General features: G+C 71.8%; 21 protein-coding genes and 1 riboswitch. Of the genes, 12 read left to right on the top strand and 9 right to left on the bottom strand.

All coding sequences use genetic code 11. The annotated features are described in order from the left end of the window. Positions 1 to 49 precede the first annotated feature (49 nt). From NW895_RS06900 to NW895_RS06885, 4 genes are all read left to right on the top strand, one after another. Positions 50 to 784, top strand: a complete 735-nt coding sequence (locus tag NW895_RS06900) for an ATP-binding cassette domain-containing protein (RefSeq protein WP_289934423.1) — start codon at positions 50 to 52, stop codon at positions 782 to 784. Further along, positions 756 to 2,840, top strand: a complete 2,085-nt coding sequence (locus tag NW895_RS06895) for a YhgE/Pip domain-containing protein (protein WP_289934422.1) — start codon at positions 756 to 758, stop codon at positions 2,838 to 2,840. Before NW895_RS06900 ends, NW895_RS06895 begins: the two co-directional genes overlap by 29 nt. A 47-nt stretch (positions 2,841 to 2,887) precedes the next feature. After that, on the top strand, positions 2,888 to 3,517 hold the full coding sequence (locus NW895_RS06890) for a TetR/AcrR family transcriptional regulator (protein ID WP_289934421.1): 630 nt from the start codon (positions 2,888 to 2,890) through the stop codon (positions 3,515 to 3,517). A gap of 497 nt (positions 3,518 to 4,014) precedes the next feature. Beyond that, entirely contained in the window at positions 4,015 to 5,523 is a 1,509-nt protein-coding gene (locus NW895_RS06885) for an NAD(P)/FAD-dependent oxidoreductase (RefSeq protein WP_289934419.1), read from the top strand. Between the two features lie 30 nt (positions 5,524 to 5,553). On the opposite strand, the gene NW895_RS06880 is transcribed toward NW895_RS06885, so the two are convergent. From NW895_RS06880 to NW895_RS06860, 5 genes are all read right to left on the bottom strand, one after another. Further along, entirely contained in the window at positions 5,554 to 6,534 is a 981-nt protein-coding gene (locus NW895_RS06880) for a hypothetical protein (protein ID WP_289934418.1), read from the bottom strand. A 57-nt stretch (positions 6,535 to 6,591) separates the two neighbouring features. Next, on the bottom strand, positions 6,592 to 7,515 hold the full coding sequence (gene metF, locus NW895_RS06875; protein WP_289934417.1) for a methylenetetrahydrofolate reductase [NAD(P)H]: 924 nt from the start codon (positions 7,513 to 7,515) through the stop codon (positions 6,592 to 6,594). A gap of 110 nt (positions 7,516 to 7,625) precedes the next feature. Next, positions 7,626 to 8,276, bottom strand: a complete 651-nt coding sequence (gene thiE / locus NW895_RS06870; protein WP_289934416.1) for a thiamine phosphate synthase — start codon at positions 8,274 to 8,276, stop codon at positions 7,626 to 7,628. A 103-nt stretch (positions 8,277 to 8,379) separates the two neighbouring features. Further along, a complete protein-coding gene (locus NW895_RS06865) occupies positions 8,380 to 8,745 on the bottom strand; it encodes an Rv2175c family DNA-binding protein (protein WP_289934415.1) in 366 nt (121 codons plus the stop codon). 76 nt (positions 8,746 to 8,821) lie between these two features. After that, positions 8,822 to 10,051, bottom strand: coding sequence for an FAD-dependent oxidoreductase (locus NW895_RS06860; protein WP_289934414.1), 1,230 nt, complete (start codon positions 10,049 to 10,051; stop codon positions 8,822 to 8,824). 127 nt (positions 10,052 to 10,178) lie between these two features. Continuing rightward, positions 10,179 to 10,290, top strand: a riboswitch (TPP riboswitch). On the opposite strand from NW895_RS06860, the gene thiO reads away from it, so the two are divergent. From thiO to NW895_RS06835, 5 genes are all read left to right on the top strand, one after another. Then, positions 10,288 to 11,460: a glycine oxidase ThiO gene (thiO, locus tag NW895_RS06855; protein ID WP_289934413.1), complete on the top strand. Its 1,173-nt coding sequence runs from the start codon at positions 10,288 to 10,290 to the stop codon at positions 11,458 to 11,460. It overlaps the preceding riboswitch by 3 nt. After that, positions 11,457 to 11,669 (top strand): sulfur carrier protein ThiS, encoded by a 213-nt coding sequence (gene thiS, locus NW895_RS06850; RefSeq protein WP_289934412.1) that lies wholly within the window; start codon positions 11,457 to 11,459, stop codon positions 11,667 to 11,669. Before thiO ends, thiS begins: the two co-directional genes overlap by 4 nt. Positions 11,670 to 11,672: 3 nt before the next feature. Further along, entirely contained in the window at positions 11,673 to 12,470 is a 798-nt protein-coding gene (locus tag NW895_RS06845; RefSeq protein WP_289934411.1) for a thiazole synthase, read from the top strand. A gap of 97 nt (positions 12,471 to 12,567) precedes the next feature. Continuing rightward, entirely contained in the window at positions 12,568 to 14,529 is a 1,962-nt protein-coding gene (gene pknB, locus NW895_RS06840) for a Stk1 family PASTA domain-containing Ser/Thr kinase (protein ID WP_289934410.1), read from the top strand. Between the two features lie 34 nt (positions 14,530 to 14,563). Then, positions 14,564 to 15,442 carry a deoxyribonuclease IV gene (locus tag NW895_RS06835; RefSeq protein ID WP_289934409.1) on the top strand — a complete coding sequence of 293 codons (879 nt, stop codon included), beginning with the start codon at positions 14,564 to 14,566 and terminating at the stop codon, positions 15,440 to 15,442. A gap of 16 nt (positions 15,443 to 15,458) precedes the next feature. On the opposite strand, the gene NW895_RS06830 is transcribed toward NW895_RS06835, so the two are convergent. Then, complete coding sequence (locus tag NW895_RS06830) at positions 15,459 to 16,106, bottom strand: sulfite oxidase-like oxidoreductase (protein WP_289934408.1); 648 nt, start codon at positions 16,104 to 16,106, stop codon at positions 15,459 to 15,461. Positions 16,107 to 16,278: 172 nt separating this feature from the next. Here NW895_RS06830 and bfr point away from each other — a divergent pair, with 172 nt between their 5' ends. Beyond that, entirely contained in the window at positions 16,279 to 16,758 is a 480-nt protein-coding gene (bfr, locus tag NW895_RS06825; RefSeq protein WP_289934407.1) for a bacterioferritin, read from the top strand. Here bfr and NW895_RS06820 read toward each other — a convergent pair. Next, on the bottom strand, positions 16,755 to 17,006 hold the full coding sequence (locus NW895_RS06820; protein WP_289934406.1) for a (2Fe-2S)-binding protein: 252 nt from the start codon (positions 17,004 to 17,006) through the stop codon (positions 16,755 to 16,757). The two genes, bfr and NW895_RS06820, sit on opposite strands and share 4 nt — an antisense overlap. Positions 17,007 to 17,155: 149 nt before the next feature. After that, positions 17,156 to 18,508: a class II 3-deoxy-7-phosphoheptulonate synthase gene (locus NW895_RS06815; protein ID WP_289934405.1), complete on the bottom strand. Its 1,353-nt coding sequence runs from the start codon at positions 18,506 to 18,508 to the stop codon at positions 17,156 to 17,158. Positions 18,509 to 18,618: 110 nt separating this feature from the next. Between NW895_RS06815 and NW895_RS41155 the strand changes: the two genes are divergently transcribed. Further along, complete coding sequence (locus tag NW895_RS41155; protein WP_354670078.1) at positions 18,619 to 18,675, top strand: trp operon leader peptide; 57 nt, start codon at positions 18,619 to 18,621, stop codon at positions 18,673 to 18,675. 103 nt (positions 18,676 to 18,778) lie between these two features. Next, positions 18,779 to 20,647: an anthranilate synthase family protein gene (locus tag NW895_RS06810; protein WP_289934404.1), complete on the top strand. Its 1,869-nt coding sequence runs from the start codon at positions 18,779 to 18,781 to the stop codon at positions 20,645 to 20,647. A 74-nt stretch (positions 20,648 to 20,721) separates the two neighbouring features. Here NW895_RS06810 and NW895_RS06805 read toward each other — a convergent pair whose 3' ends face one another. Further along, positions 20,722 to 21,750 carry a 6-phosphofructokinase gene (locus NW895_RS06805; protein ID WP_289934403.1) on the bottom strand — a complete coding sequence of 343 codons (1,029 nt, stop codon included), beginning with the start codon at positions 21,748 to 21,750 and terminating at the stop codon, positions 20,722 to 20,724. Positions 21,751 to 21,791 lie beyond the last annotated feature (41 nt).

The following is a 21,791-nucleotide window of genomic DNA, read 5'->3' as shown; positions in this document are numbered from 1 at the left end:
TTTGCACTGACCAGTCAGTTCAAATCAATGCTCAGATGCAGGGGGATCGGTGGGAGGAGTAGGTGTCAGCGCCGAGGGCTTCGGGCTGAAGGGGCCACGCGGGTGGGCGTTCCGCGGGGTCGCCTTCGACGCGGAGCCCGGCTCGTTGATCGCGGTCGAGGGGCCGTCCGGGTCCGGCCGGACGTGTCTGCTGCTCGCGCTCACGGGGCGGATGAAGGCCACGGAGGGCACGGCCACCGTGGGCGGGGCCGGACTGCCGAAGCAGTTGTCGGCGGTGCGTCGCGTCAGCGCTCTCGCGCACGTTCCGGGCGTCACCGACCTCGACCCGGCCCTGACCGTCGGCGAGCATCTGCGCGAACGGGCGCTGCTGCAACGGCGTTTCGGCGACTCGCTGCGCGGCCTGCTGCGACCGCGCAGCGAGCGGACGGCCGAGGCCCGGCTGCGGATCGACTCCGCGCTGGACGCCACCGGCCTCGACCTGACGGCCCTGCCCAAGGGTGCCCGTACCGCCGTACGCGACCTGGAGCGCCTGGAGGCGCTGCGTCTGTCCGTCGCCCTGGCCCTCATCGGCCGTCCCTCGCTGCTCGGCGTGGACGACACCGACCTCAAGCTGTCGGACGCCGAACGGGGCGAGGTCTGGGCGCTGCTCAGGTCCCTCGCCGAGGCCGGCACGACGGTGGTGGCGGTGTGCAGCGAGGCCCCCGAAGGCGCCGTCACGGTGTCCACGCGGCAGAGCGACGGAAAGGAGAAGGCCGATGCGCTCGCCGAAACTGGCCGCTCTTGAGCTGAGGCGCTTCGGGCGCGGGAAGCTGCCGCGGGCCGCCCTGGTCGCGCTGCTGGTGCTGCCCCTGCTGTACGGCGCCCTGTACCTGTGGTCCTTCTGGGACCCGTACGGCCGGCTGGACCGTATACCGGTGGCCCTGGTGAACGACGACAAGGGGGCGACCGCCGACGGCAAGAGGCTCACGGCGGGCGACGACCTCGCCGAGGGGCTGCGCGACAGCAAGGTCTTCGACTGGCACGAGGTCAGCGCGGCCGAGGCCCGCGAGGGGGTCGAGGACGGCACGTACTACCTGTCGCTGACCATGCCCGCCGACTTCAGCAGGCGCATCGCCTCCAGCGCGGGCGACTCCCCGGAGACCGGTGCCCTCCAGGTCCGGACGAACGACGCGAACAACTACATCGTCGGGCAGATCTCGCGTTCGGTGTTCGGCGAGGTGCGGCAGGCGGCGTCCACGAAGGCGTCGCGCTCCTTCCTGGACCGGATCTTCATCTCGTTCTCCGACATCCACGGCGAGACGGTGAAGGCCGCGAAGGGCGCCGACCGCCTCAAGGGCGGCATCGGGAAGGCGGAGAAGGGCTCCAAGGACCTCGCCGACGGGCTCAAGGACGCCGAGGACGGCAGCGGCAAGCTGTCCACGGGACTGAAGAGGCTCGACAAGGGCGCGGGCGCCCTGGAGGACGGCTCGAAACAGGTCGCGGACGGCACGCAGACCCTCGCGGACAAGGTCAACGGGATCCACGAGAAGGCGGGCCCCTTCCTGAAGGACAACGAGCAGACCATCGGGGACACCGCCCAGCTGGTCGCCGACTCGGCGAAGGCGATCCGCGCCCACCTCGACACCCTGGTGGAGCGGGCACCGGCCGCCGCCAAGGGCGCCCACGCGGCCTCCGACACCCTCGACGGCGTCTACAAGGCGCGCTGCGAGAACCCGGTGCTGCCCGACGCCGCCTGTTCCGACCTGAAGAAGGCCAGGGACGCGGCCGCGGACGTCGCGACGATCGCCGACGACCTCAACACGCTGATCGCCGACCAGGACGGCGACCTGAAGAAGCTCGACAAGAACCTCGCCACCCTCCAGGGGCAGGCCCAGGCGCTCGCCGACCGCGCACCGCACCTGTCCGAGGACCTCGACGACGCCGTCACCCGGATCAACAAGCTGAACGAGGGGGCCGGGAAGGTCGCCGCCGGTGCCAGGAGGCTGCACTCGGGACTGGGAACGGCCAAGACCGGTGCGGAGGACCTGGACGAGGGTGTCGGCAAGCTCAGGACGGGCGCCGACGACCTGAACGGCGGCATGTACAAGCTGGTCGACGGCTCCGGAAAGCTCGCGGGCGGGCTGCACGACGGCGCCGGCCAGATCCCCGACTACGACAAGCAGGACCGCGACCGGCGCACCGGGGTCATGGCGGACCCGGTCCAGCTCGTCTCCAAGGACCTGCACAAGGCGCCCAACTACGGCACCGGCTTCGCCCCGTACTTCATTCCGCTCTCCCTGTGGGTGGGTGCGATGGTGGCGTACATGCTGATCCCGCCGATGAACCGGCGGGCACTCGCGGCGGGTGCCTCGGCCTGGCGGATCGCGCTGGCCGGCTGGCTGCCGGTGGTGGCGATCGGGGCGCTGCAGACGGTGGCCCTGATGTCGGTGCTGCACTGGGCGGTGGGCCTGCAGATGGCCCGGGCGGCCGGCACGGTGGGCTTCCTGTTCCTGGTGACGGCGTGCTTCGCGGCCCTCGTGCAGTGGCTGAACGCGCGCTTCGGGGCGGCGGGCCGGATCCTCGTCCTCGCACTGCTGATGCTGCAGCTGACCTCCGCGGGCGGCACGTACCCCGTGCAGACCAGCCCGGGGTTCTTCAACGCGCTGCACCCCTTCCTGCCGATGAGCTATGTCGTCGAGGCCCTCAGGAGGCTCATCACGGGCGGCGGCCTCCAGCCGGTGTGGCACGCGTGCGTGGTGCTGGTGGCGTTCACCGCGGCCGCCGTCGCGCTGACCGCGCTCTCGGCCCGCCGCCGCCAGGTGTGGACGCTGGACCGCCTGCACCCCGAGCTGAGCCTGTGAGCCGTTCGGTGACCTCAGGGGGGAGGGTTCCTGTGACAATCAGGGCCATGGAAAGCAGCAGCGTCACCTCCGGCGGCCGCACCCGCCGCGAGGCCACCCGGCAGAAGCTCTACGAGGCGGCCGTCACGCTCATCGCCGAGCAGGGGTTCTCCGCCACCACGGTGGACGAGATCGCCGAGCGGGCCGGGGTCGCGAAGGGCACGGTCTACTACAACTTCGCCAGCAAGTCCGTCCTCTTCGAGGAGCTGCTGCGGCACGGTGTCGGACTCCTGACCGCCTCCCTCCAGGAGGCGGCCGACCGGACGGCTCGGGATGGCCGCGGCAAGGTCGACGCCCTGGACGCGATGATCCGCGCGGGGCTCGTCTTCATCGACCGCTACCCGGCCTTCACCCAGCTGTACGTGGCGGAGCTGTGGCGCACCAACCGGGCCTGGCAGAACACACTGATGGTGGTCCGGCAGCAGGCCGTGGCGGTGGTCGAGGACGTGCTGCGCGAGGGTGTGGCGAACGGCGAGTTCAGCGAGGAGATCGATGTCCCGCTGACCGCGTCCGCGCTGGTCGGCATGGTCCTGGTGGCCGCGCTGGACTGGAAGTCCTTCCAGCCGGAACGCTCCCTGGACGACGTGCACGCGGCGCTGTCCCGGCTGCTTCAGGGACGGGTGAGCGGCCGGCCCTAGGGCGGCGCATACGAAAGCGCCGGTCCGAAGTGGCCGCGTCCCCCGCGGGCCACCGGCCGGACCGGCGCTTCCTCTTGCTCCCCCGTACTCCCCCGTGCTCCCCCGTACGTTCCCCCGTCGGACCCCCGTTCGGTCATCCCCCGGGATCCCCCGTGCCTCGCTCCCGCCGACCCAGGTCGGCGGAAGGAGCGGATCGCGGGCCCGGCGCCGTTCCGGCGCCCCGTGTCGCCGGTGCCGGAGCCGTGCCCCTCTCCGTGGTCTCCACTCTCTCGTTCACGCAGGTCGGGCCCCATCCGCGCGCGTACTCAACTCACCGACTAGGTACGGATACTCAGCCGTGCGCACTCGCCCCCAGCACGCCGGTGCGCGGCTTGGTCACCCTCGCGTCCGTGTCCGTACTCCCCCGGCGTCGCCCCGGACCGCACCAGCGGGTCTGCGCCGCAGGTCAGGGGCCCTCGGACGCGGGATTGTCGGTGGCGGCCGATAAAGTCCCTGGCATGGCACGGATTGCGGTGATCGGCGCCGGGATGGGCGCGCTGGCGGCCGCCGCCCGGCTGGCCGTCGCGGGCCACCGGGTGGCGGTGTACGAGCGGACGGAGACGTACGGCGGAGCGGTGCGCCGCTTCGAGCGGGACGGCTTCGCCTTCGACACCGGCCCCGGTCTGCTGCCGCTGCCCGCGGTCTACCGCGACCTGTTCGTCAAGACGGGCAGGGAACCGCTGGAGGAGTGCGTCGAGCTGGTCCAGGTCGATCCGTCGTCGCGGCATGTCTTCGCGGACGGCACCGAGGTCGCGCTGCCGAACGCCTCCCGGGCGGGCGTCGTCGCGGCCCTCGACGAGGCGCTCGGCCCGGGCACCGGGCGACGCTGGGGCGACTTCCTGGTGCGGGCCCGCGAGGCCTGGGACCGTACGCGCCGCCCGCTGCTGGAGGAGCCGCTGTGGCCGAACTGGCAGGTGCTGGCCGAGCGCGAGCCCTATCCGGCGGTCCCCCACAAGCGCCTGCTGCGCACCCGCCGGGCCGGCACGCTCGCCGAGGTCGGTGCCTGGGAGCTGAGGGATCCCCGCCTGACCGCCCTCCTGGACAGCCACGCCCTCGCGTACGGCCTGGATCCGCGCATCACCCCGGCGAGCGCCGCCGTGCTGCCGTACATGGAGCACGCCTTCGGCATCTGGTACGTGCGCGGCGGCCTGCGCGAGCTGGCACGCGCGGTGTACGAGCGCTGCGTGGCCCGGAAAGTCGAGTTCCATTTCGGTGCCGAGGTCACCGGGGTCGTCGAGAAGGACGGCCGGGCAGCGGGGGTGGAGCTGCTGGACGGGACCGTGGCGGAGGCCGACTTCGTGGTCGCCGGTGTCGCCCCCGGCGTGCTGGACGGCTTCCTCCGGGGGGCTGCGGTACGCGGCGCCGGCGAGGTCCCGCCCCAGCGCGGGGCGGCGAGCCGCCTGACCGTGCTGCTCGCCCTGCGGGGCAGCCGCCCGCAGAGCACGGCGCATCGCACGGTGGTGCACGCGGAGCAGCGGGAGGCGGAGCTGGACGCCTTGTTCGGTGCCGGAGCGGGCATGGCCGCGCGTCCCACGGTCACCGTCCTGCGGCCCGACGACCCCGAGCTGGTCCCGGACACCGGCCACGAGGCGGTGACGCTCACCGCGGTGGTGCCCGCGCAGCCCGGCCAGGGGCGCCGGGGTGACTGGGAAGGGCACGCCGAGAACCTGATCACCGTCGCCGAGCGTGCGATACCGGACCTGCGTGACCGCCTGGTCTGGCACGAGGTGCGCACCCCGGCCGACATCGCCGAGGCGACCGGCGCCGAGGGCGGTGCGCTGCCTGCCCCGGCGCTGGCCGCGGCAGGCGGACGGCACCTGCACCCGTCGAACAGCACCCACACCGGCGGCCTGTTCACCGTCGGCGGCTGGTCCCACCCGGGCGGCGGCCTCCCGCACGCCGGCATGTCGGGCGCGCTGGTCGCCGGGCTGATCGTGGAGGGGCCGGAGTTCCGGGGCTCCCAGTGAGCGCCCCGCGCTGAAGGGGACGCGCAGGGGTCAGAAGCGGTACTGCTCGTCGAAGCCGTGCCCCTGCGTCTGTCCGTCGCCCTGGTACGGGTACTGCTGCTCCGCCGGCAGCTCACCGCCGTACGGGTCGTCGGTGCTGCGCTGCTGCGGGACCCACAAGCCGCCGGGCGGGGTCTCGGCGCCGTAGGAGGTGCCGGTGGCGTACGGGTCCTGGCCGTAGCCCTGCTGGCCGTAACTCGGCTGGTCGCCGTAGCCGGTGTCGTACCCGCCTCCGCCGTAGCCCTGGGTGCCGAGGTACGGGTCGGTGTAGCCGGCGTACTGCTGCTGGCCGGTCGTGCCGTAGCCGTAGCTCTGCTGGTCGTAGCCGGCGTATCCGTCGTAGGCGTAGGCCTGGTCGGCGCCCTGCGCGGCCGTCGCGTAGTGGTCCTGGCCCCCGGTCGCGTGCGACGGGTCGGAGGCGTACCCGGAGTCGCCGTACACGCCGTAGGAGCCGGTGTCCTCCGGCAGGGGCTGCGGCTCGTACACGGTCGTGGCCTCGGCGGCCGTGGGCGTGTCCGGACGCCCGGACGCGAAGACGTCGTCGCGGTCGTAGTCGTCGTCGTAGCCGACGCTGTCCCGGCGCTGGTCGGGGCCGTCGGCGTAGCCACCGCCGCCGTAGCCGCCGTCGGCCGCTTCGAGGCCGGAGACCTCCAGGGTGGGCTCCTGCCGGCCCCGCTCACCGCGGCGGCGCTTGCTGCCGCCCAGTCCGCCCAGGCCCGGTGCGGACATCGCCCAGCCGGCCGAGAAGCCGCGGCGGAAGGAGAGCGTGACGTAGGTCTGGCCGACCGCAAACGCGGCCGCGCCCACTCCGATGACGACGACGGACGGGATCAGCACACCGACGACGACGCCGAGGAAGCCGGCGAAGGCGAGCAGCCGCCAGCGCAGGCGCGCCTTGTACTGCAGCAGCACCTCACCGAGCAGCCACAGCGCGACGACGCCGAACGCGATGTAGAGGACCGTCCAGCCCATGTACGCCCCTCTCCCAGGTGGCCGCTACGCAGTGTGTCGTACGCCACCGCGGCCGGTCTAGGCCTGCGGCGGGTGGTGCAGACCCAGGTTTTCGTAGATTTCCAGCGTCGCCGTGGAGTTGTTGAGCGTGATGAAGTGCAGTCCGGGCACTCCCTCGGACAGCAGCCGCGCACAGAACTCGGTGGCGAATTCGATCCCGATCGAGCGTACAGCCGCCGGATCGTCTTTGGCTGTGAGGATGCGCTCTTTCAGGGCGGACGGGAACGCGGCGTTGCTGAGCTTCGGCAAACGTTCCAGCATCTTCACACTGGTCACCGGCATGACCTCGGGAATGACCGGGGTCTCGCAGCCGGCCGCGGCGACCTTGTCACGCAGACGCAGGTACGAGTCGGGGTGGAAGAACATCTGTGTGATCGCGTAGTCGGCGCCGGCCCGGCACTTGTCGACGAAGTGCGTCACGTCGGTGTCCCAGTCGCTGGAGCGCGGGTGCATCTCCGGGAAGGCCGCCACGCCCACGCAGAAGTCCCCGGACTCCTTGATGAGACTGACCAGTTCGGCGGCGTAGGTCAGGCCCTGCGGGTGCGGGATCCACTCGCCCATCGGATCGCCCGGCGGGTCACCGCGCACGGCGAGCATGTTGCGGATCCCGGCGTCGGCGTACTGGCCGATGATGTTGCGCAGCTCGGCGATGGAGTGGTTGACCGCCGTCAGGTGGGCGACCGGGGTGAGCGTGGTGTCGGCGGCGATCTGCTCGGTCGCCTTCACCGTGCCCGCGCGCGTGGAACCTCCCGCCCCGTACGTCACGGAGACGAAGCTGGGGGCCACGGCCTCGACCCTGCGGAGCGCGTTCCACAGGTTCCGCTCGCCCTTCTCCGTCTTCGGAGCCCAGAACTCGAACGAGTACGTCGTCTTGCCGGTCGCGAGCATGTCACGGACGGTGCGTGCGCGATCAGTCCTGGTGGATGCGGTTCCGAGGGCCATACGGGCAGGTTAGTCAGGGGGCGTCGGTCCCCCAACCGGAGGCAGGACATTTGACCGAATTGTCGACTTGTTGTCCACCCCTTGGACAAAGCCGGGGCAAAGTGGCGTCCCTACACCTGCCGCAGCCGCTTCGCGAACTCGGCCGCCGCCGCGCCCGGGTCGTCCGCCTCGGTGATGGCCCGTACGACGACGACCCGGCGGGCGCCCGCGTCGAGGACCTCGTCGAGGTTGCCGAGGTCGATGCCGCCGATGGCGAACCAGGGGCGGTCGGTGCCCAGGGAGGCGGTGTGACGGACCAGGCCGAGGCCCGGGGCGTGGCGGCCCGGCTTGGTGGGTGTGGGCCAGCACGGGCCGGTGCAGAAGTAGTCCACGCCTTCCTGGACGGCGGCCGCGGCGGCCTCCGCCTCGGCGTGCGTGGAGCGGCCTATCAGGACGTCGTCGCCGAGGATGGCACGGGCCGCGGGGACCGGGAGGTCACCCTGGCCGAGGTGCAGGACGGCGGAGCGGGCGGCGTGGGCGACGTCCGCGCGGTCGTTGACCGCGAGGAGCTTGCCGTGCCGGGCGCAGGCGTCGGCGAAGACCCGCAGGTGCTCCAGTTCCTCCGCCGCCTCCATGCCCTTGTCCCGCAGCTGCACGATGTCGACGCCACCGGCCAGGACGGCGTCCAGGAACTCGGGCAGGTCGCCCTGCCGCCTGCGTGCGTCCGTGCACAGGTAGAGCCGGGCGTCGGCGAGCCGGGCGCGGGCTGCGGTGTCGGACATGCGGGTCCCCCCGTTGTCGGTCTTCTCGGTGGCGTACGGGCCGCACTCCTCCGGGGCCGTGGCTCCGGACGGCCGCGGCCCGTACGCCGGGCGGTATGTCGGGTCAGACGGCGAGCGCCTGTGCGCGGCGCTTCACTTCCGTGCCGCGATTCTCGCGCAGCGCCTGCGCGGGGGTTCCGGGCAGGGAGGGGTCGGGGGTGAAGAGCCACTCCAGCATCTCTTCGACCGTAAAGCCGTCGTCCCGCAGGAGCGTCAGGGTTCCGGACAGGCCCTTGACGACCTTGTCCCCGTCGATGAAATCCGCGGGGACGTGGAGCGCGCGGTTCTCACCACGGCGTACGGCGATGAGCTGGCCCTCCTTGACCAGCTGCCGCACCCGTGTCACCTCGACGCCGAGCATTTCGGCGATGTCGGGCAGGGTGAGCCAGGCGGGGACGAGAGCATCGATCTTCGCGTCAATCTCGGTCACGAAAACTAGCCTGCCATCCCGCACTGACAGTCGGAAGTCGGAGCCGGTCCCACCTGCGCCGATGGGCTAAGGACAACTAAGCCGTCGCCGCCTTCAGCGGTCTCGCCGGGTCCGCCAGCAGCTGGGGATCCATCGGTGTGCCCGCCTCGATCAGGCGTCTGCCCTGGGCCAGGTCGCGGGGGCGGCCCACCGCGAGCAGGGCGACCAGGCGGTTCTCGCGCAGCCAGCAGACCGTCCAGGCGGGGCCGGACGGGTCACCGCGCCACACGGTGGTGTCGGCGGACGCGTGGTGGCCGGCGTACTGCACGAAGCGGCCGAACTGCTCGGACCAGAAGTACGGCACCGGGTCGTAGACCGCCGGGGCCTCGCCGATGATGTCGGCGGCGACCGTGCGCGGCCCCTGCAGGGCGTTGTCCCAGTGGTGGACCAGCAGGCGCCGGCCGTACCGCCCGGAGGGGAAGGAGGCGCAGTCGCCGACCGCGTACACGTCCGGCGCGGAGGTGCGCAGACGGTCGTCGGCCACGACCTCGCCGTACAGGCCGAGCTCGATCCCGGAGCCGGCGAGCCAGGCCGTGGCGGGCCGTGCGCCGATGCCGACGACGACCGCGTCGGCGGGCAGCCGCGAGCCGTCGTCGAGGATCACCACGCCGGGCTCGACGCGCTGCACGCGCGCGTGCGTGCGCAGAACGGCGCCGGCGTCGGCGTACCAGGCGGCCATCGGAGCGGCCACCTCGGCGGGCAGCGCGCCCGCGAGCGGCCGGTCGGCGGCCTCGACGACGGTCACCGCGCAGCCCGCCTCGCGGGCCGCCGTGGTGAACTCGGCGCCGATCCAGCCCGCGCCGACGACCACGATGTCGTGCTGCCGGGCGAGCACCGGGCGCAGCCGCTCGGCGTCGTCCAGGGTGCGCAGCAGATGCACGCCGGGGACGCCCTCCGCGCCCGGCAGCCGGATCGGCTCGGCGCCGGTCGCGACGACCAGGACGTCGTACGGCACGGGCCCGGCGGTCGTGTCCAGCTCATGGTCGCCCGGGCGCACGCCCAGCACCTCGCGGCCCAGGTGGAGTTCGATGCCGAGCGCCTCGAAGTCGACGTCGAAGGCGGAACCCTCGGCCTTGCCGAGCAGGACGGCCTTGGACAGCGGGGGCCGGTCGTACGGCTGGTGGGGCTCCGCGCCGATGAGCGTCACGGTGCCGGTGAAGCCCTGCTCCCGCAGCGCGACGGCGGTCTGCACGCCGGCCATGCCGGCACCCACGACCACCACGCGCCGCCGCTGTGCCGCGCCTTCTTCCTGGCTCTGCTCGCTCACCTGATCACCATAGACAACTGACAGATTGTCAGTCAGCGTTTCGGCTCAGTGACCTGCTCCACAACGCCGGCCCACCGGCGGAGGCTCCCTTACCCGTTCGGAGTCCTGCGGGCTAGGGTGGCCGAGGTAAAGCACTCGCGGGAGCCCGGACGCACCGGGCTGAGAGGGAGGCTCGCGGCCTCCGACCGTACGAACCTGATCCGGGTCATGCCGGCGAAGGGAGGGGCTGGACGCCCATGTCGCGTACGTCCGACACGTCAGACGTCCTGGTCATCGGGGGCGGGATCATCGGTCTGGTCACCGCGTGGCGGGCCGCGCAACGCGGGTTCGCCACGGCCGTGGTGGACCCGGAACCGGGCGGCGGGGCCGCTCAGGTGGCGGCCGGGATGCTGGCCGCCGTCACGGAGCTGCACTACGGCGAGCAGACTCTGCTCGCCCTGAACCTCGCCTCGGCCCGCCGCTATCCGGACTTCGCGGCGGAGCTCACCGACCTCACCGGCCACGATCTCGGCTACCGCCGCTCCGGCACGCTCGCCGTCGCGCTGGACGCCGACGACCGCGCCCACCTGCGGGAACTGCACACGCTGCAACGGCAGTCCGGTCTGGACTCCGAGTGGTTGTCCGGGCGTGAGTGCCGGCGCCTGGAGCCGATGCTCGCGCCGGGCGTGCGCGGGGGGCTGCGGGTGAACGACGACCACCAGGTCGACCCCCGGCGGCTGGCCCGGGCGCTCGTGGTCGCGTGCGAGCGGGCGGGCGTGATCTTCCACCGGGTGTGGGCCGACCGGCTCACCGTCGTACGGGACCGGGCCGCGGGCGTCGTCACCGCCGACGGCACCGCGCTGGGCGCCGGGCAGGTGGTGCTGGCCGCGGGCAGCCTCAGCGGGCGGCTCGCGGGTGTCCCGGACGACGTCCTGCCGCCCGTGCGGCCCGTGAAGGGGCAGGTGGTGCGGCTGACCATGCCGGAGGGGCAGCCGCCGCTGCTCAGCCGGACGGTGCGGGCCGTGGTGCGGGGCAGTCACGTGTACCTGGTGCCGCGGGAGAGCGGGGAACTCGTCATCGGGGCGACCACTGAGGAACTGGGCTGGGACACGACGGTCACGGCGGGCGGGGTGTACGAGCTGCTGCGCGACGCGCACGAGCTGGTGCCCGGCATCACGGAGCTGCCGCTGACGGAGACGCGCGCGGGGCTGCGTCCCGGTTCCCCGGACAACGCGCCGCTGCTCGGCCCCGCCGAGCTGGCGGGACTGCTGCTGGCCACCGGGCACTACCGCAACGGCGTGCTGCTCACGCCGGTCACCGGGGACGCCATGGCGCACGTCCTGACCACGGGTGAACTCCCCGAGGAGGCCCGCCCCTTCACGCCCAAGCGCTTCAGCACCGCCGCCGCACTCACGGAGCAGCCCGCATGACCAGTCCCGTCTCCGTCTCCGTCAACGGGGAGCCGCGCGAGGTGGCTCCCGGCACGGCCCTGGACGCCCTCGTGAGGACGCTCACCGAGGCGCCCTCCGGAGTGGCCGCCGCCCTCAACGAAACCGTCGTCCCGCGCGCGCAGTGGTCGTCCACCGTCCTCCACGACGGAGACCGCGTGGAAGTCCTCACCGCCGTCCAAGGAGGCTGAACCATGGCCGACGATCCGTTTGTCCTCGGCGGTACGTCCTTCACGTCCCGCCTGATCATGGGTACCGGCGGAGCGCCCAGCCTGGAGGTGCTGGAGCGGGCGCTCGTGGCCTCCGGGACCGAGCTGACGACGGTCGCGATGCGGCGCGTCAACCCCTCGGTGCACGGCTCGGTCCTGTCGGTGCTGGAGAAGCTCGGCATCCGCGTCCTGCCGAACACGGCCGGCTGTTTCACGGCGGGTGAGGCGGTGCTGACCGCGCGGCTGGCACGGGAGGCGCTCGGTACCGACCTGATCAAGCTGGAGGTCATCGCCGACGAGCGGACCCTGCTGCCCGACCCGATCGAGCTGCTGGAAGCGGCGGAGACGCTGGTCGACGACGGGTTCACGGTGCTGCCGTACACCAACGACGACCCGGTGCTGGCGCGCAGGCTCCAGGACGTCGGCTGTGCCGCGATCATGCCGCTGGGGTCGCCGATCGGGTCCGGGCTCGGCATCCGCAACCCGCACAACTTCCAGCTGATCGTGGAGCACGCGCGCGTGCCGGTGATCCTGGACGCCGGGGCCGGTACGGCCTCGGACGCGGCGCTGGCGATGGAGCTGGGCTGCGCCGGTGTGATGCTCGCCTCGGCGGTGACGCGGGCGCAGGAGCCGGAGCTGATGGCTCAGGCCATGAAGCACGCGGTGGAGGCGGGGCGGCTGGCCCGGCTGGCGGGGCGGATCCCGCGCCGTCACTTCGCCGAGGCGTCCTCGCCCACGGAGGGCCTGGCCCGACTGGATCCCGAGCGCCCCGCCTTCCAGTAGCGGCACCGGAATCGCAACCGTCACAGGTCCGCTGCAGTCCCGCCCCGTTTCCGGCCGAACGGCCGGGCTGTCAGCGGCGGCTCGTACACTCGCCTGCGTGGACACGACCCTTCAGGACCCTCTGGTCGGGCAGTTGCTCGACGGCCGGTATCGCGTCGACGCGCGGATCGCGGTCGGCGGGATGGCCACGGTCTACCGGGCCGTGGACACCCGCCTGGACCGCGTCCTCGCGCTCAAGGTGATGCATCCGACGCTCGCCACCGACGTCTCCTTCGTCGAGCGGTTCATCCGCGAGGCCAAGTCGGTGGCCCGGCTCGCCCACCCCAATGTCGTACAGGTATTCGACCAGGGGGCCGACGGGGCGTATGTCTACCTCGCCATGGAGTACGTGGCCGGCTGCACCCTGCGTGACGTGCTGCGCGAGCGCGGGGCGCTGCAGCCGCGGGCCGCGCTGGACATCCTGGAGCCGGTCCTGGCCGCGCTCGGCGCCGCGCACCGCGCCGGGTTCGTGCACCGGGACATGAAGCCGGAGAACGTCCTGATAGGGGACGACGGAAGGGTCAAGGTCGCCGACTTCGGCCTCGTCAGGGCCGTGGACACGGTCACCAACACCTCCGGGTCCGTGCTCGGCACCGTCTCCTACCTCGCGCCGGAGCAGATAGAGAACGGCACGGCCGACCCGCGGGTCGACGTGTACGCGTGCGGTGTCGTCCTGTACGAGATGCTGACGGGCGACAAGCCGCACGACGGGGACTCCCCCGCCGTGGTGCTGTACAAGCACCTCCACGAGGACGTGCCGCCGCCCTCGGCCGCCGTGCCGGGTCTGCCGTACGAACTGGACGAGCTGGTCGCCTCGGCCACCGCGCGCACCCCCGACATCCGTCCGCACGACGCGGTGGCGCTGCTCGCGCAGCTCCGCGAGGCCCGCGGCACGCTCAGCGCGGACCAGCTGGACGCGATGCCGCCGCAGGCCCTCGCCGCGGAGCACGACAACGCCGAGGACCGTACGAGCGTGATCCCGCGCGCGCTGACCTCCCCCACACTCGGCTTCGCTCGCGCGGGGGGAACCCCCTCGCGGCCGCTGCCGGTCGACGAGGACGAGCAGGAGGCCGGTTTCCACCGCACCAGCCGGCTGCAGACCCCGCCGCCGCCCCCGCGGCGCCGGTCGGGCGTCCGGCGCGGGCCGTTGGCGATCGTCGTCGCCGTGCTGCTCGTGCTCGGCGTCGGAGCGGGCGTCTGGTACATCAACTCCGGCCAGTTCACCCGGGTGCCGCCGCTGCTGGCCAAGACGGAGGCGCAGGCCAAGGACCGGCTGGAGGAGGCCGGGCTGGAGGTCGGCGAGGTCGAGCACGCCTACAGCGACACCGTGCGGCGGGGCACGGTCATCAGCACCGACCCGAAGCCGGGCAGCCGCATCCGCGACAACGACTCGGTGACGCTCACCATCTCCGACGGTCCGCAGACCGTGAAGCTGCCCGACCTGAAGGGCTACCGGCTGGACAAGGCGCGGACCGTGCTGAAGCAGGACGGCCTGGAGCCGGGCATGGTCACCCGGGCGTTCAGCGCGAACGTCCCCAAGGGCTTCGTGATCTCCACCACCCCCGCGGCGGACACCAAGGTGCGCGCGGGCTCGGCGGTCGCGCTCACCGTCAGCAAGGGCAGCCCGGTCGACGTGCCCGACGTCCGGGGCGAGGACCTGGTGGACGCTCAGGCCGCCCTGGAGGAGGCCGGCCTGAAGGTGAGGGTCGCCGCCGGGCAGGTCACCTCCTCGGAGTTCGACAAGGGCCAGGTGGCCCGGCAGTCGCCGACGGGTGGCCGCCAGGTCGCCGAGGGTGACACGGTGACGCTGACGCTGTCCAAGGGGCCGCCGATGGTGGAGGTCCCGGACGTGGTCGGCGACGGTGTCGACGACGCCAGGCGGGAGCTGGAGGCGGCCGGCTTCCAGGTCAAGGAGGACCGCGGTCTGCTCGGACTGTTCGGCGACACCGTCAAGGGCCAGTCCGTGGAGGGCGGCGAGACCGCCCCGAAGGGATCGACGATCACGATCAAGATCCGCTGACGGGACGCGTCCGGGCGCATGACACCCTGAACGGGTGAACAGCGAGCAATCCGGTGCCTCCCGCAACCCCGTCGGCGGCCACGTCCCCGTGGCCGGGGGTCTGCACTCCGTCGGCCTGTCGTACGCCCGTGATCTGAAGGCCGAGACGGTGCAGGTCTTCGTCGCCAACCCGCGCGGCTGGGCCACGCCGGCCGGCAACCCGCGGCAGGACGAGGCGTTCCGCGCGGCCTGCGCGACCGAGGGGATCCCGGCGTACGTCCATGCCCCGTATCTGATCAACTTCGGCTCGCACACGGAGGCGACCGTCGAGCGGTCCGTGGAGTCGCTGCGGCACTCGCTCAGGCGCGGCCGGGAGATCGGGGCGCTCGGTGTGGTGGTGCACACCGGCAGCGCGACCGGCGGCCGGGAGCGGTCGGTGGCGCTGAAGCAGGTACGGGAGCATCTGCTGCCGCTGCTGGACGAGCTCACCCACGACGACGACCCGTACCTGCTGCTGGAGTCGACCGCCGGGCAGGGGGCCTCGCTCTGCTCACGGACCTGGGACTTCGGCCCGTACTTCGAGGCGCTGGACGCCCACCCGAAGCTGGGCGTGTGCCTGGACACCTGCCATGTCTTCGCCGCCGGCCACGACCTGACCGGGCCGAGCGGCATGCACCAGACGCTGGACCTGCTGGTGGACACCGTCGGCGAGGGCCGGCTGAAGCTGATCCACGCCAACGACTCCAAGGACGTGGTCGGCGCCCACAAGGACCGCCACGAGAACATCGGCGCCGGCCACATCGGCGAGGATCCGTTCCGGGCGCTGATGACCCACCCCGCCACCGAGGGCGTACCCCTGATCATCGAGACGCCGGGCGGCAAGGAGGGACACGCGGCCGACGTGGAGCGGCTGAAGAAGCTGAGGGACGGCTGACCGCGGGGACGCCGGGTCAGAGCTCCGGCCCCTCCCCCGGCTCCTCCTGGTAGGAGTACCGCTGCTCCTTCCACGGATCGCCGATGTTGTGGTAGCCGCGTTCCTCCCAGAAGCCGCGGCGGTCGGCGGTCATGTACTCGATGCCGCGGACCCACTTGGGGCCCTTCCAGGCGTACAGGTGGGGGACGATCAGACGCAGCGGGAAGCCGTGCTCGGCGGTGAGGAGTTCGCCGTCCTTGTGGGTGGCGAACAGGGTGTGCTCGGAGGCGAAGTCGGAGAGCCGGAGGTTGGAGCTGAAGCCGTACTCGGCCCACACCATGACATGGGTGACGGCGGGTGCGGGCGGGGCGATCTCCAGGATCGTACGGGCGGGAATGCCGCCCCATTCGGCGCCGAGCATGCTGAACTTCGTGACGCAGTGCAGATCGGCCACGACGGTGGTGTACGGCAGGGCCGTGAACTCCTCGTGGGTCCAGCAGCGCTTCTCGCCGTCGGCGGTGGCTCCGAAGACCCGGAACTCCCAGCGCTCGGGCCGGAACTTCGGGACCGGCCCGTAGTGCGTGACGGGCCAGCCCCGCTGCACTCGCTGTCCCGGCGGAAGCTCGGGCTGCGCCGCTGCTCCTGAAGCGCGCTCTCCCGGTTCGCGTTCCGACGGCTGACCCATGACTCCATCCTGACAGACCTCGGGGGATGCCCCGGACGCGGGGCTGCTCCAATTAGGGCAAATTGGACTAAGCATGCACTTACTTACTAAGTGAAGACTTACTGGACGATCTTCGATGCCGGTGGAATCATGCGGCGCACCAGCCAGTTCCCGCGCGGAAGGAGCCTCTGCCATGCAGGGCGACCCCGAGGTCATCGAATTCCTCAACGAGCAACTGACGGCCGAGCTGACCGCGATCAACCAGTACTTCCTGCACGCGAAGATGCAGGAGAACTTCGGCTGGACCAAACTCGCCAAGTACACGCGGGCCGAGTCGTTCGACGAGATGAAGCACGCGGAGGTGCTGACCGACCGGATCCTGTTCCTGGAGGGGCTGCCGAACTACCAGCGGCTGTTCCACGTGCGGGTGGGTCAGACCGTCAAGGAGATGTTCGAGGCCGACCGGCAGATCGAGGTCGAGGCCATCGACCGGCTGCGGCGCGGCATCAAGGTGATGCGGGAGAAGGGCGACATCACGTCCGCCAACATCTTCGAGTCGATCCTCGCGGACGAGGAGCACCACATCGACTACCTCGACACCCAGCTGGAACTGGTCGAGAAGCTCGGCGAGGCGCTCTACATCGCCCAGCTGATCGAGCAGCCGGAGAGCTAGGCCGCCTCGTCCAGCCCGGGTGCCTCGGTCAGGTCCGCGAGCACCGGTCGGCCCTGGTCCACGAGTTCCCTGCGCGGGCACGCGCCCCTGCCCAGGATCGCCTGGATCCGGCGTACGCACGACCCGCAGTCCGTGCCCGCCTTGCAGGCCGACGCTATCTGGCGCGGGGTGCAGGCACCCTTCTCCGCGTGCTGCTTGACCTGCTGCTCGGTGATCCCGAAGCAACTGCAGACGTACACGCGGTTCACCTCCCGGCGGGATCGATCAGTGCTGCCGCCCCGACTGCTCGGTGAGGCAAACCTAACCTTACCCTCCTCGGGCAGGCCACAAAAGAGCGAGGGGGCGCGGATCGCATGTGATCCGCGCCCCAGTGCACGCCCCTGTCAGGGGCGGACCACTACTGGTCCCGGTACATCTCCGCCACGAGGAACGCCAGGTCGAGCGACTGGCTGCGGTTCAGGCGGGGGTCGCAGGCCGTCTCGTAGCGCTGGTGCAGATCGTCGACGAAGATCTCGTCGCCGCCGCCCACGCACTCGGTGACGTCGTCACCGGTCAGCTCCACGTGGATGCCGCCCGGATGGGTGCCGAGCGCCTTGTGGACCTCGAAGAAGCCCTTGACCTCGTCCAGCACGTCGTCGAAACGGCGCGTCTTGTGGCCGGAGGCCGCCTCGAAGGTGTTGCCGTGCATCGGGTCGGTCACCCAGGCCACCACCGCGCCCGACGCCGTGACCTTCTCGACCAGCTCGGGGAGCTTGTCGCGGATCTTGTCGGCGCCCATGCGGACGATGAAGGTCAGCCTGCCAGGCTCGCGCTCCGGGTCGAGGCGCTCGATGTACTGCAGCGCCTCCTCGGCCGTCGTCGTCGGACCGAGCTTGATGCCGATCGGGTTGCGGATCTTCGAGGCGAACTCGATGTGCGCGTGGTCCAGCTGCCGGGTGCGCTCACCGATCCACACCATGTGCGCGGAGACGTCGTACAGCTGCCCGGTGCGGGAATCCACCCTGGTCAGCGCCGACTCGTAGTCGAGCAGCAGCGCCTCGTGCGAGGAGTAGAACTCGACGGTCTTGAACTCCTCCGGGTCGGCCCCGCAGGCGTGCATGAAGTTCAGCGCGTTGTCGATCTCGCGCGCCAGCTGCTCGTAGCGCTGACCGGACGGGGACGACTTCACGAAGTCCTGGTTCCAGGCGTGCACCTGACGCAGGTCGGCGTAGCCGCCGGTGGTGAAGGCACGCACCAGGTTCAGCGTGGAGGCCGAGGCGTGGTACATCCGCTTGAGCCGCTCGGGGTCCGGGACACGGGCCGCCTCGGAGAACTCGAAGCCGTTGACCGAGTCGCCCCGGTACGTCGGCAGGGTCACACCGTCACGGGTCTCGGTCGGCTTGGAGCGCGGCTTGGAGTACTGGCCGGCGATGCGGCCGACCTTCACGACCGGCACCGAGGCCGCGTACGTCAGCACGGCGCCCATCTGGAGCAGCGTCTTGAGCTTGTTGCGGATCTGGTCGGCGGACACCGCGTCGAAGGCCTCGGCGCAGTCGCCGCCCTGGAGAAGGAACGCCTCTCCCTTGGCGACGGCCGCCATCCGGGCGCGCAGCTGGTCGCACTCGCCCGCGAAGACGAGCGGCGGATACGACTCGAGGTCCGCGATCACTGCGCGCAGAGCCTCGGCGTCGGGGTACTCGGGCTGCTGCGCCGCGGGCAGGTTTCGCCAGGTGTTGCCAGCGCTGGGGCTGGTCTTAGCGTTCACGGTCACGCCCTAAACATTACGGGGTCGTGTCGAGTGATTTTCGCTCAGCTCGACTGGTGAGACGGGTGTGGTCTTGCACACTTGGACAGCCGGGGCCATGCGGTAGGGTCCCGCGTATGTTCGCGCATTCGATCCAGACCTGGTGGTGGACCGCTCGTCCGGCGGCCCACTGACTGCGCGTACGCAAGACTTCGCGAAGGCCGCCCGAGGGGCGGCCTTCGTGTTTCCGCGACCGGGCCCGTCCCTCTCTTCCAGACCACCGAGAGGACACGGACCATGGCTCTGCTCGACCTGCTGGCCGACCCCCGCCCGTTCGCCCTGCTCCGCCGCCGCACCCCCGGCCATGACCACGACCTGGTCGAGGTGCTGCTCGGCCCGGTCGCCGGGCACGACCGCCTGGCCGACCTGCCCGACGAGTGCCTGGCGCTCGTCCCCTTCCGCCAGATCCGCGAACGCGGGTTCGACGTCCGCGACGACGGCACACCGCTGCTGGCACTGACCCCCGAGGAGACGTACACCCTGCCGCTCGCCGACGCCCTCGCCCAGCTCCCGGCGCACCAGGTGCGGGTCGAGGGCGGCGGCTTCGACGTGGCCGACGAGGAGTACGCCGAGATCGTCGGGCGCGTGCTGCGGGAGGAGATCGGGCGCGGCGAGGGCGCGAACTTCGTGATCCGGCGGACGTACCAGGGCGGCATCCCGGGGTTCGGACGGGCCGACGCGCTGGCACTGTTCCGGCGGCTGCTGGAGGGCGAGCGGGGGGCGTACTGGACGTTCGTCGTGCACACCGGGGACCGGACGCTGGTCGGCGCCAGCCCCGAGGTGCATGTGCGGATGTCCGGCGGGACCGTCGTCATGAACCCGATCAGCGGGACGTACCGCTATCCGGCCGAGGGGCCGACCCCCGAGCACCTGCTCGGCTTCCTCGCCGACGGCAAGGAGATCGAGGAGCTGTCGATGGTCGTCGACGAGGAACTCAAGATGATGTGCACGGTCGGCGACATGGGCGGGGTGGTCGTCGGGCCGCGGCTGAAGGAGATGGCGCATCTCGCGCACACCGAGTACGAGCTGCGCGGGAAGTCCTCGCTGGACGTGCGCGAGGTGCTGAAGGAGACGATGTTCGCGGCGACCGTCACCGGCTCGCCCGTGCAGAACGCCTGCCGGGTGATCGAGAGGCACGAGGTCGGGGGACGCGGCTACTACGCGGGGGCGCTCGCGCTGATCGGGCGGGACGCGGGCGGGGCCCAGACCCTCGACTCCCCCATCCTCATCCGCACCGCCGACCTCGACGCGGACGGGCGGCTGCGGGTGCCGGTCGGCGCCACGCTCGTGCGGGGTTCGGACCCGGCGAGCGAGGTCGCGGAGACGCACGCGAAGGCGGCCGGGGTGCTGGCGGCGCTGGGGGTGCGCCCGGGGCGGCCGCGCGAGGAGGCCGTACGGCCGCAGCTGGCCGACGACCCGCGGGTGCGGGCGGCGCTGGACGGGCGCCGGGCCTCGCTCGCGCCCTTCTGGCTGCGGATGCAGGAGGGGTCGGACGAGCTCGCCGGGCACGCCCTGGTGGTCGACGGGGAGGACACGTTCACGGCGATGCTCGCGCATGTGCTGCGGTCCTCCGGGCTGACGGTCACCGTCCGGCGGTACGACGAGCCGGGGCTGCGGGAGGCGGTGCTCGCGCACGAGGGGCCGGTCGTCCTCGGTCCCGGGCCGGGCGACCCATCGGACGTGGCCGACTCCAAGATGCGGTTCCTGCGCGCCCTGACCGCCGAGATCATCCGGGAGCACCGGCACGGTGTTCTCGGCGTGTGCCTGGGCCACGAGCTGATCGCGGCCGAGCTGGGGCTGGACATCGTCCGGAAGGAGGTCCCGTACCAGGGTGCGCAGACGGAGATCGACCTGTTCGGGCGGCGGGAGACCGTCGGCTTCTACAACAGCTTCGTGGCGCACTGCGACGACGAGGCCCGCACGGAGCTGGCCGCGCACGGCGTCGAGGTGAGCCGCGCCGCGAACGGCGAGGTGCACGCGCTGCGCGGGCCGGGGTTCGGCTCGGTGCAGTTCCATCCGGAGTCGGTGCTGACGTTGAACGGTGCGTTCATCGTGCGGGAGCTGGTCGGTCAGCTGCGCGGCACGAGCACGGTGCCGGAGCAGTAGCGGGAGGGGTACGGACGCCGGGGTGACGGGCGCCGCCACGCGGACGAGTGGCGGCGCCCGCAAGGCAGTGGGCGTCAGCCGAAGAAGACCCCGACCTCCTCGTACAGCTTCGGGTCCACCGTCTTCAGCCTCGACGTGGCCTCGGAGATCGGGACGCGGACGATGTCCGTGCCGCGCAGGGCGACCATCGTGCCGAAGTCGCCGTCGCGGACGCAGTCGATGGCGTGCAGGCCGAAGCGGGTGGCGAGCCAGCGGTCGAAGGCACTGGGGGTGCCGCCGCGCTGGACGTGGCCGAGGACCGTGGTGCGGGCCTCCTTGCCCGTGCGTTTCTCGATCTCCTTGGCCAGCCACTCGCCCACGCCGGACAGCCGCACGTGCCCGAAGGAGTCCAGCGACTGGTCCTTCAGCACCATGTCGCCGTCCTTCGGCATGGCGCCCTCGGCCACGACGACGATCGGCGCGTACGACGCCCGGAAGCGGGACGTCACCCAGTCGCACACCTGCTCGACGTCGAAGCGCTGCTCGGGGATGAGGATGACGTTCGCGCCGCCGGCCAGGCCCGAGTGGAGTGCGATCCAGCCGGCGTGCCGGCCCATCACCTCGACGACCAGGACGCGCATGTGCGACTCGGCCGTGGTGTGCAGCCGGTCGATCGCCTCCGTGGCGATGCCGACGGCGGTGTCGAAGCCGAAGGTGTAGTCCGTGGCGGACAGGTCGTTGTCTATCGTCTTCGGCACGCCGACGCACGGCACGCCGTAGTCCACCGCGAGGCGGGTGGCGACGCCCAGGGTGTCCTCGCCGCCGATCGCGATCAGCGCCTCGACGTCCAGCTCGGCGAGGTTGTCCTTGATACGGCGGATGCCGTCCTCCTGCTTCAGCGGGTTGGTCCGCGAGGAGCCGAGGATGGTGCCGCCGCGAGGCAGGATGCCGCGTACGGCGGGGATGTCGAGGCGGACCGTGTCGCCTTCGAGGGGACCCCGCCAGCCGTCCCGGAAGCCGGTGAAGTCATAGCCGTACTCCTGCACGCCCTTGCGGACGATGGCCCGGATGACGGCGTTGAGCCCGGGGCAGTCGCCGCCTCCGGTCAGTACTCCGACCCGCATGGAAATGTCCCTTCGCCGCGGTTGCCGTGTGCCGTACGTGT

The sequence above is a fragment of the Streptomyces sp. S.PNR 29 genome, assembly GCF_030386795.1.
Taxonomy (GTDB): Bacteria; Actinomycetota; Actinomycetes; order Streptomycetales; family Streptomycetaceae; genus Streptomyces.
The sequence above is the reverse complement of the archived record's forward strand: the minus strand, read 5'-3'. Positions and strand labels throughout refer to the sequence as shown.

Bases quoted from the DNA above. Each gene is read 5' to 3' on its own strand.
- NW895_RS06895 (WP_289934422.1), top strand. From the start codon at position 756: ATGCGCTCGCCGAAACTGGCCGCTCTTGAGCTGAGGCGCTTCGGGCGC.
- NW895_RS06890 (WP_289934421.1), top strand. From the start codon at position 2,888: ATGGAAAGCAGCAGCGTCACCTCCGGCGGCCGCACCCGCCGCGAGGCC.
- NW895_RS06885 (WP_289934419.1), top strand. From the start codon at position 4,015: ATGGCACGGATTGCGGTGATCGGCGCCGGGATGGGCGCGCTGGCGGCC.
- NW895_RS06880 (WP_289934418.1), bottom strand. From the start codon at position 6,534: ATGGGCTGGACGGTCCTCTACATCGCGTTCGGCGTCGTCGCGCTGTGG.
- metF (WP_289934417.1), bottom strand. From the start codon at position 7,515: ATGGCCCTCGGAACCGCATCCACCAGGACTGATCGCGCACGCACCGTC.
- thiE (WP_289934416.1), bottom strand. From the start codon at position 8,276: ATGTCCGACACCGCAGCCCGCGCCCGGCTCGCCGACGCCCGGCTCTAC.
- thiO (WP_289934413.1), top strand. From the start codon at position 10,288: ATGTCGCGTACGTCCGACACGTCAGACGTCCTGGTCATCGGGGGCGGG.
- thiS (WP_289934412.1), top strand. From the start codon at position 11,457: ATGACCAGTCCCGTCTCCGTCTCCGTCAACGGGGAGCCGCGCGAGGTG.
- NW895_RS06845 (WP_289934411.1), top strand. From the start codon at position 11,673: ATGGCCGACGATCCGTTTGTCCTCGGCGGTACGTCCTTCACGTCCCGC.
- NW895_RS06830 (WP_289934408.1), bottom strand. From the start codon at position 16,106: ATGGGTCAGCCGTCGGAACGCGAACCGGGAGAGCGCGCTTCAGGAGCA.
- bfr (WP_289934407.1), top strand. From the start codon at position 16,279: ATGCAGGGCGACCCCGAGGTCATCGAATTCCTCAACGAGCAACTGACG.
- NW895_RS06810 (WP_289934404.1), top strand. From the start codon at position 18,779: ATGGCTCTGCTCGACCTGCTGGCCGACCCCCGCCCGTTCGCCCTGCTC.
- NW895_RS06805 (WP_289934403.1), bottom strand. From the start codon at position 21,750: ATGCGGGTCGGAGTACTGACCGGAGGCGGCGACTGCCCCGGGCTCAAC.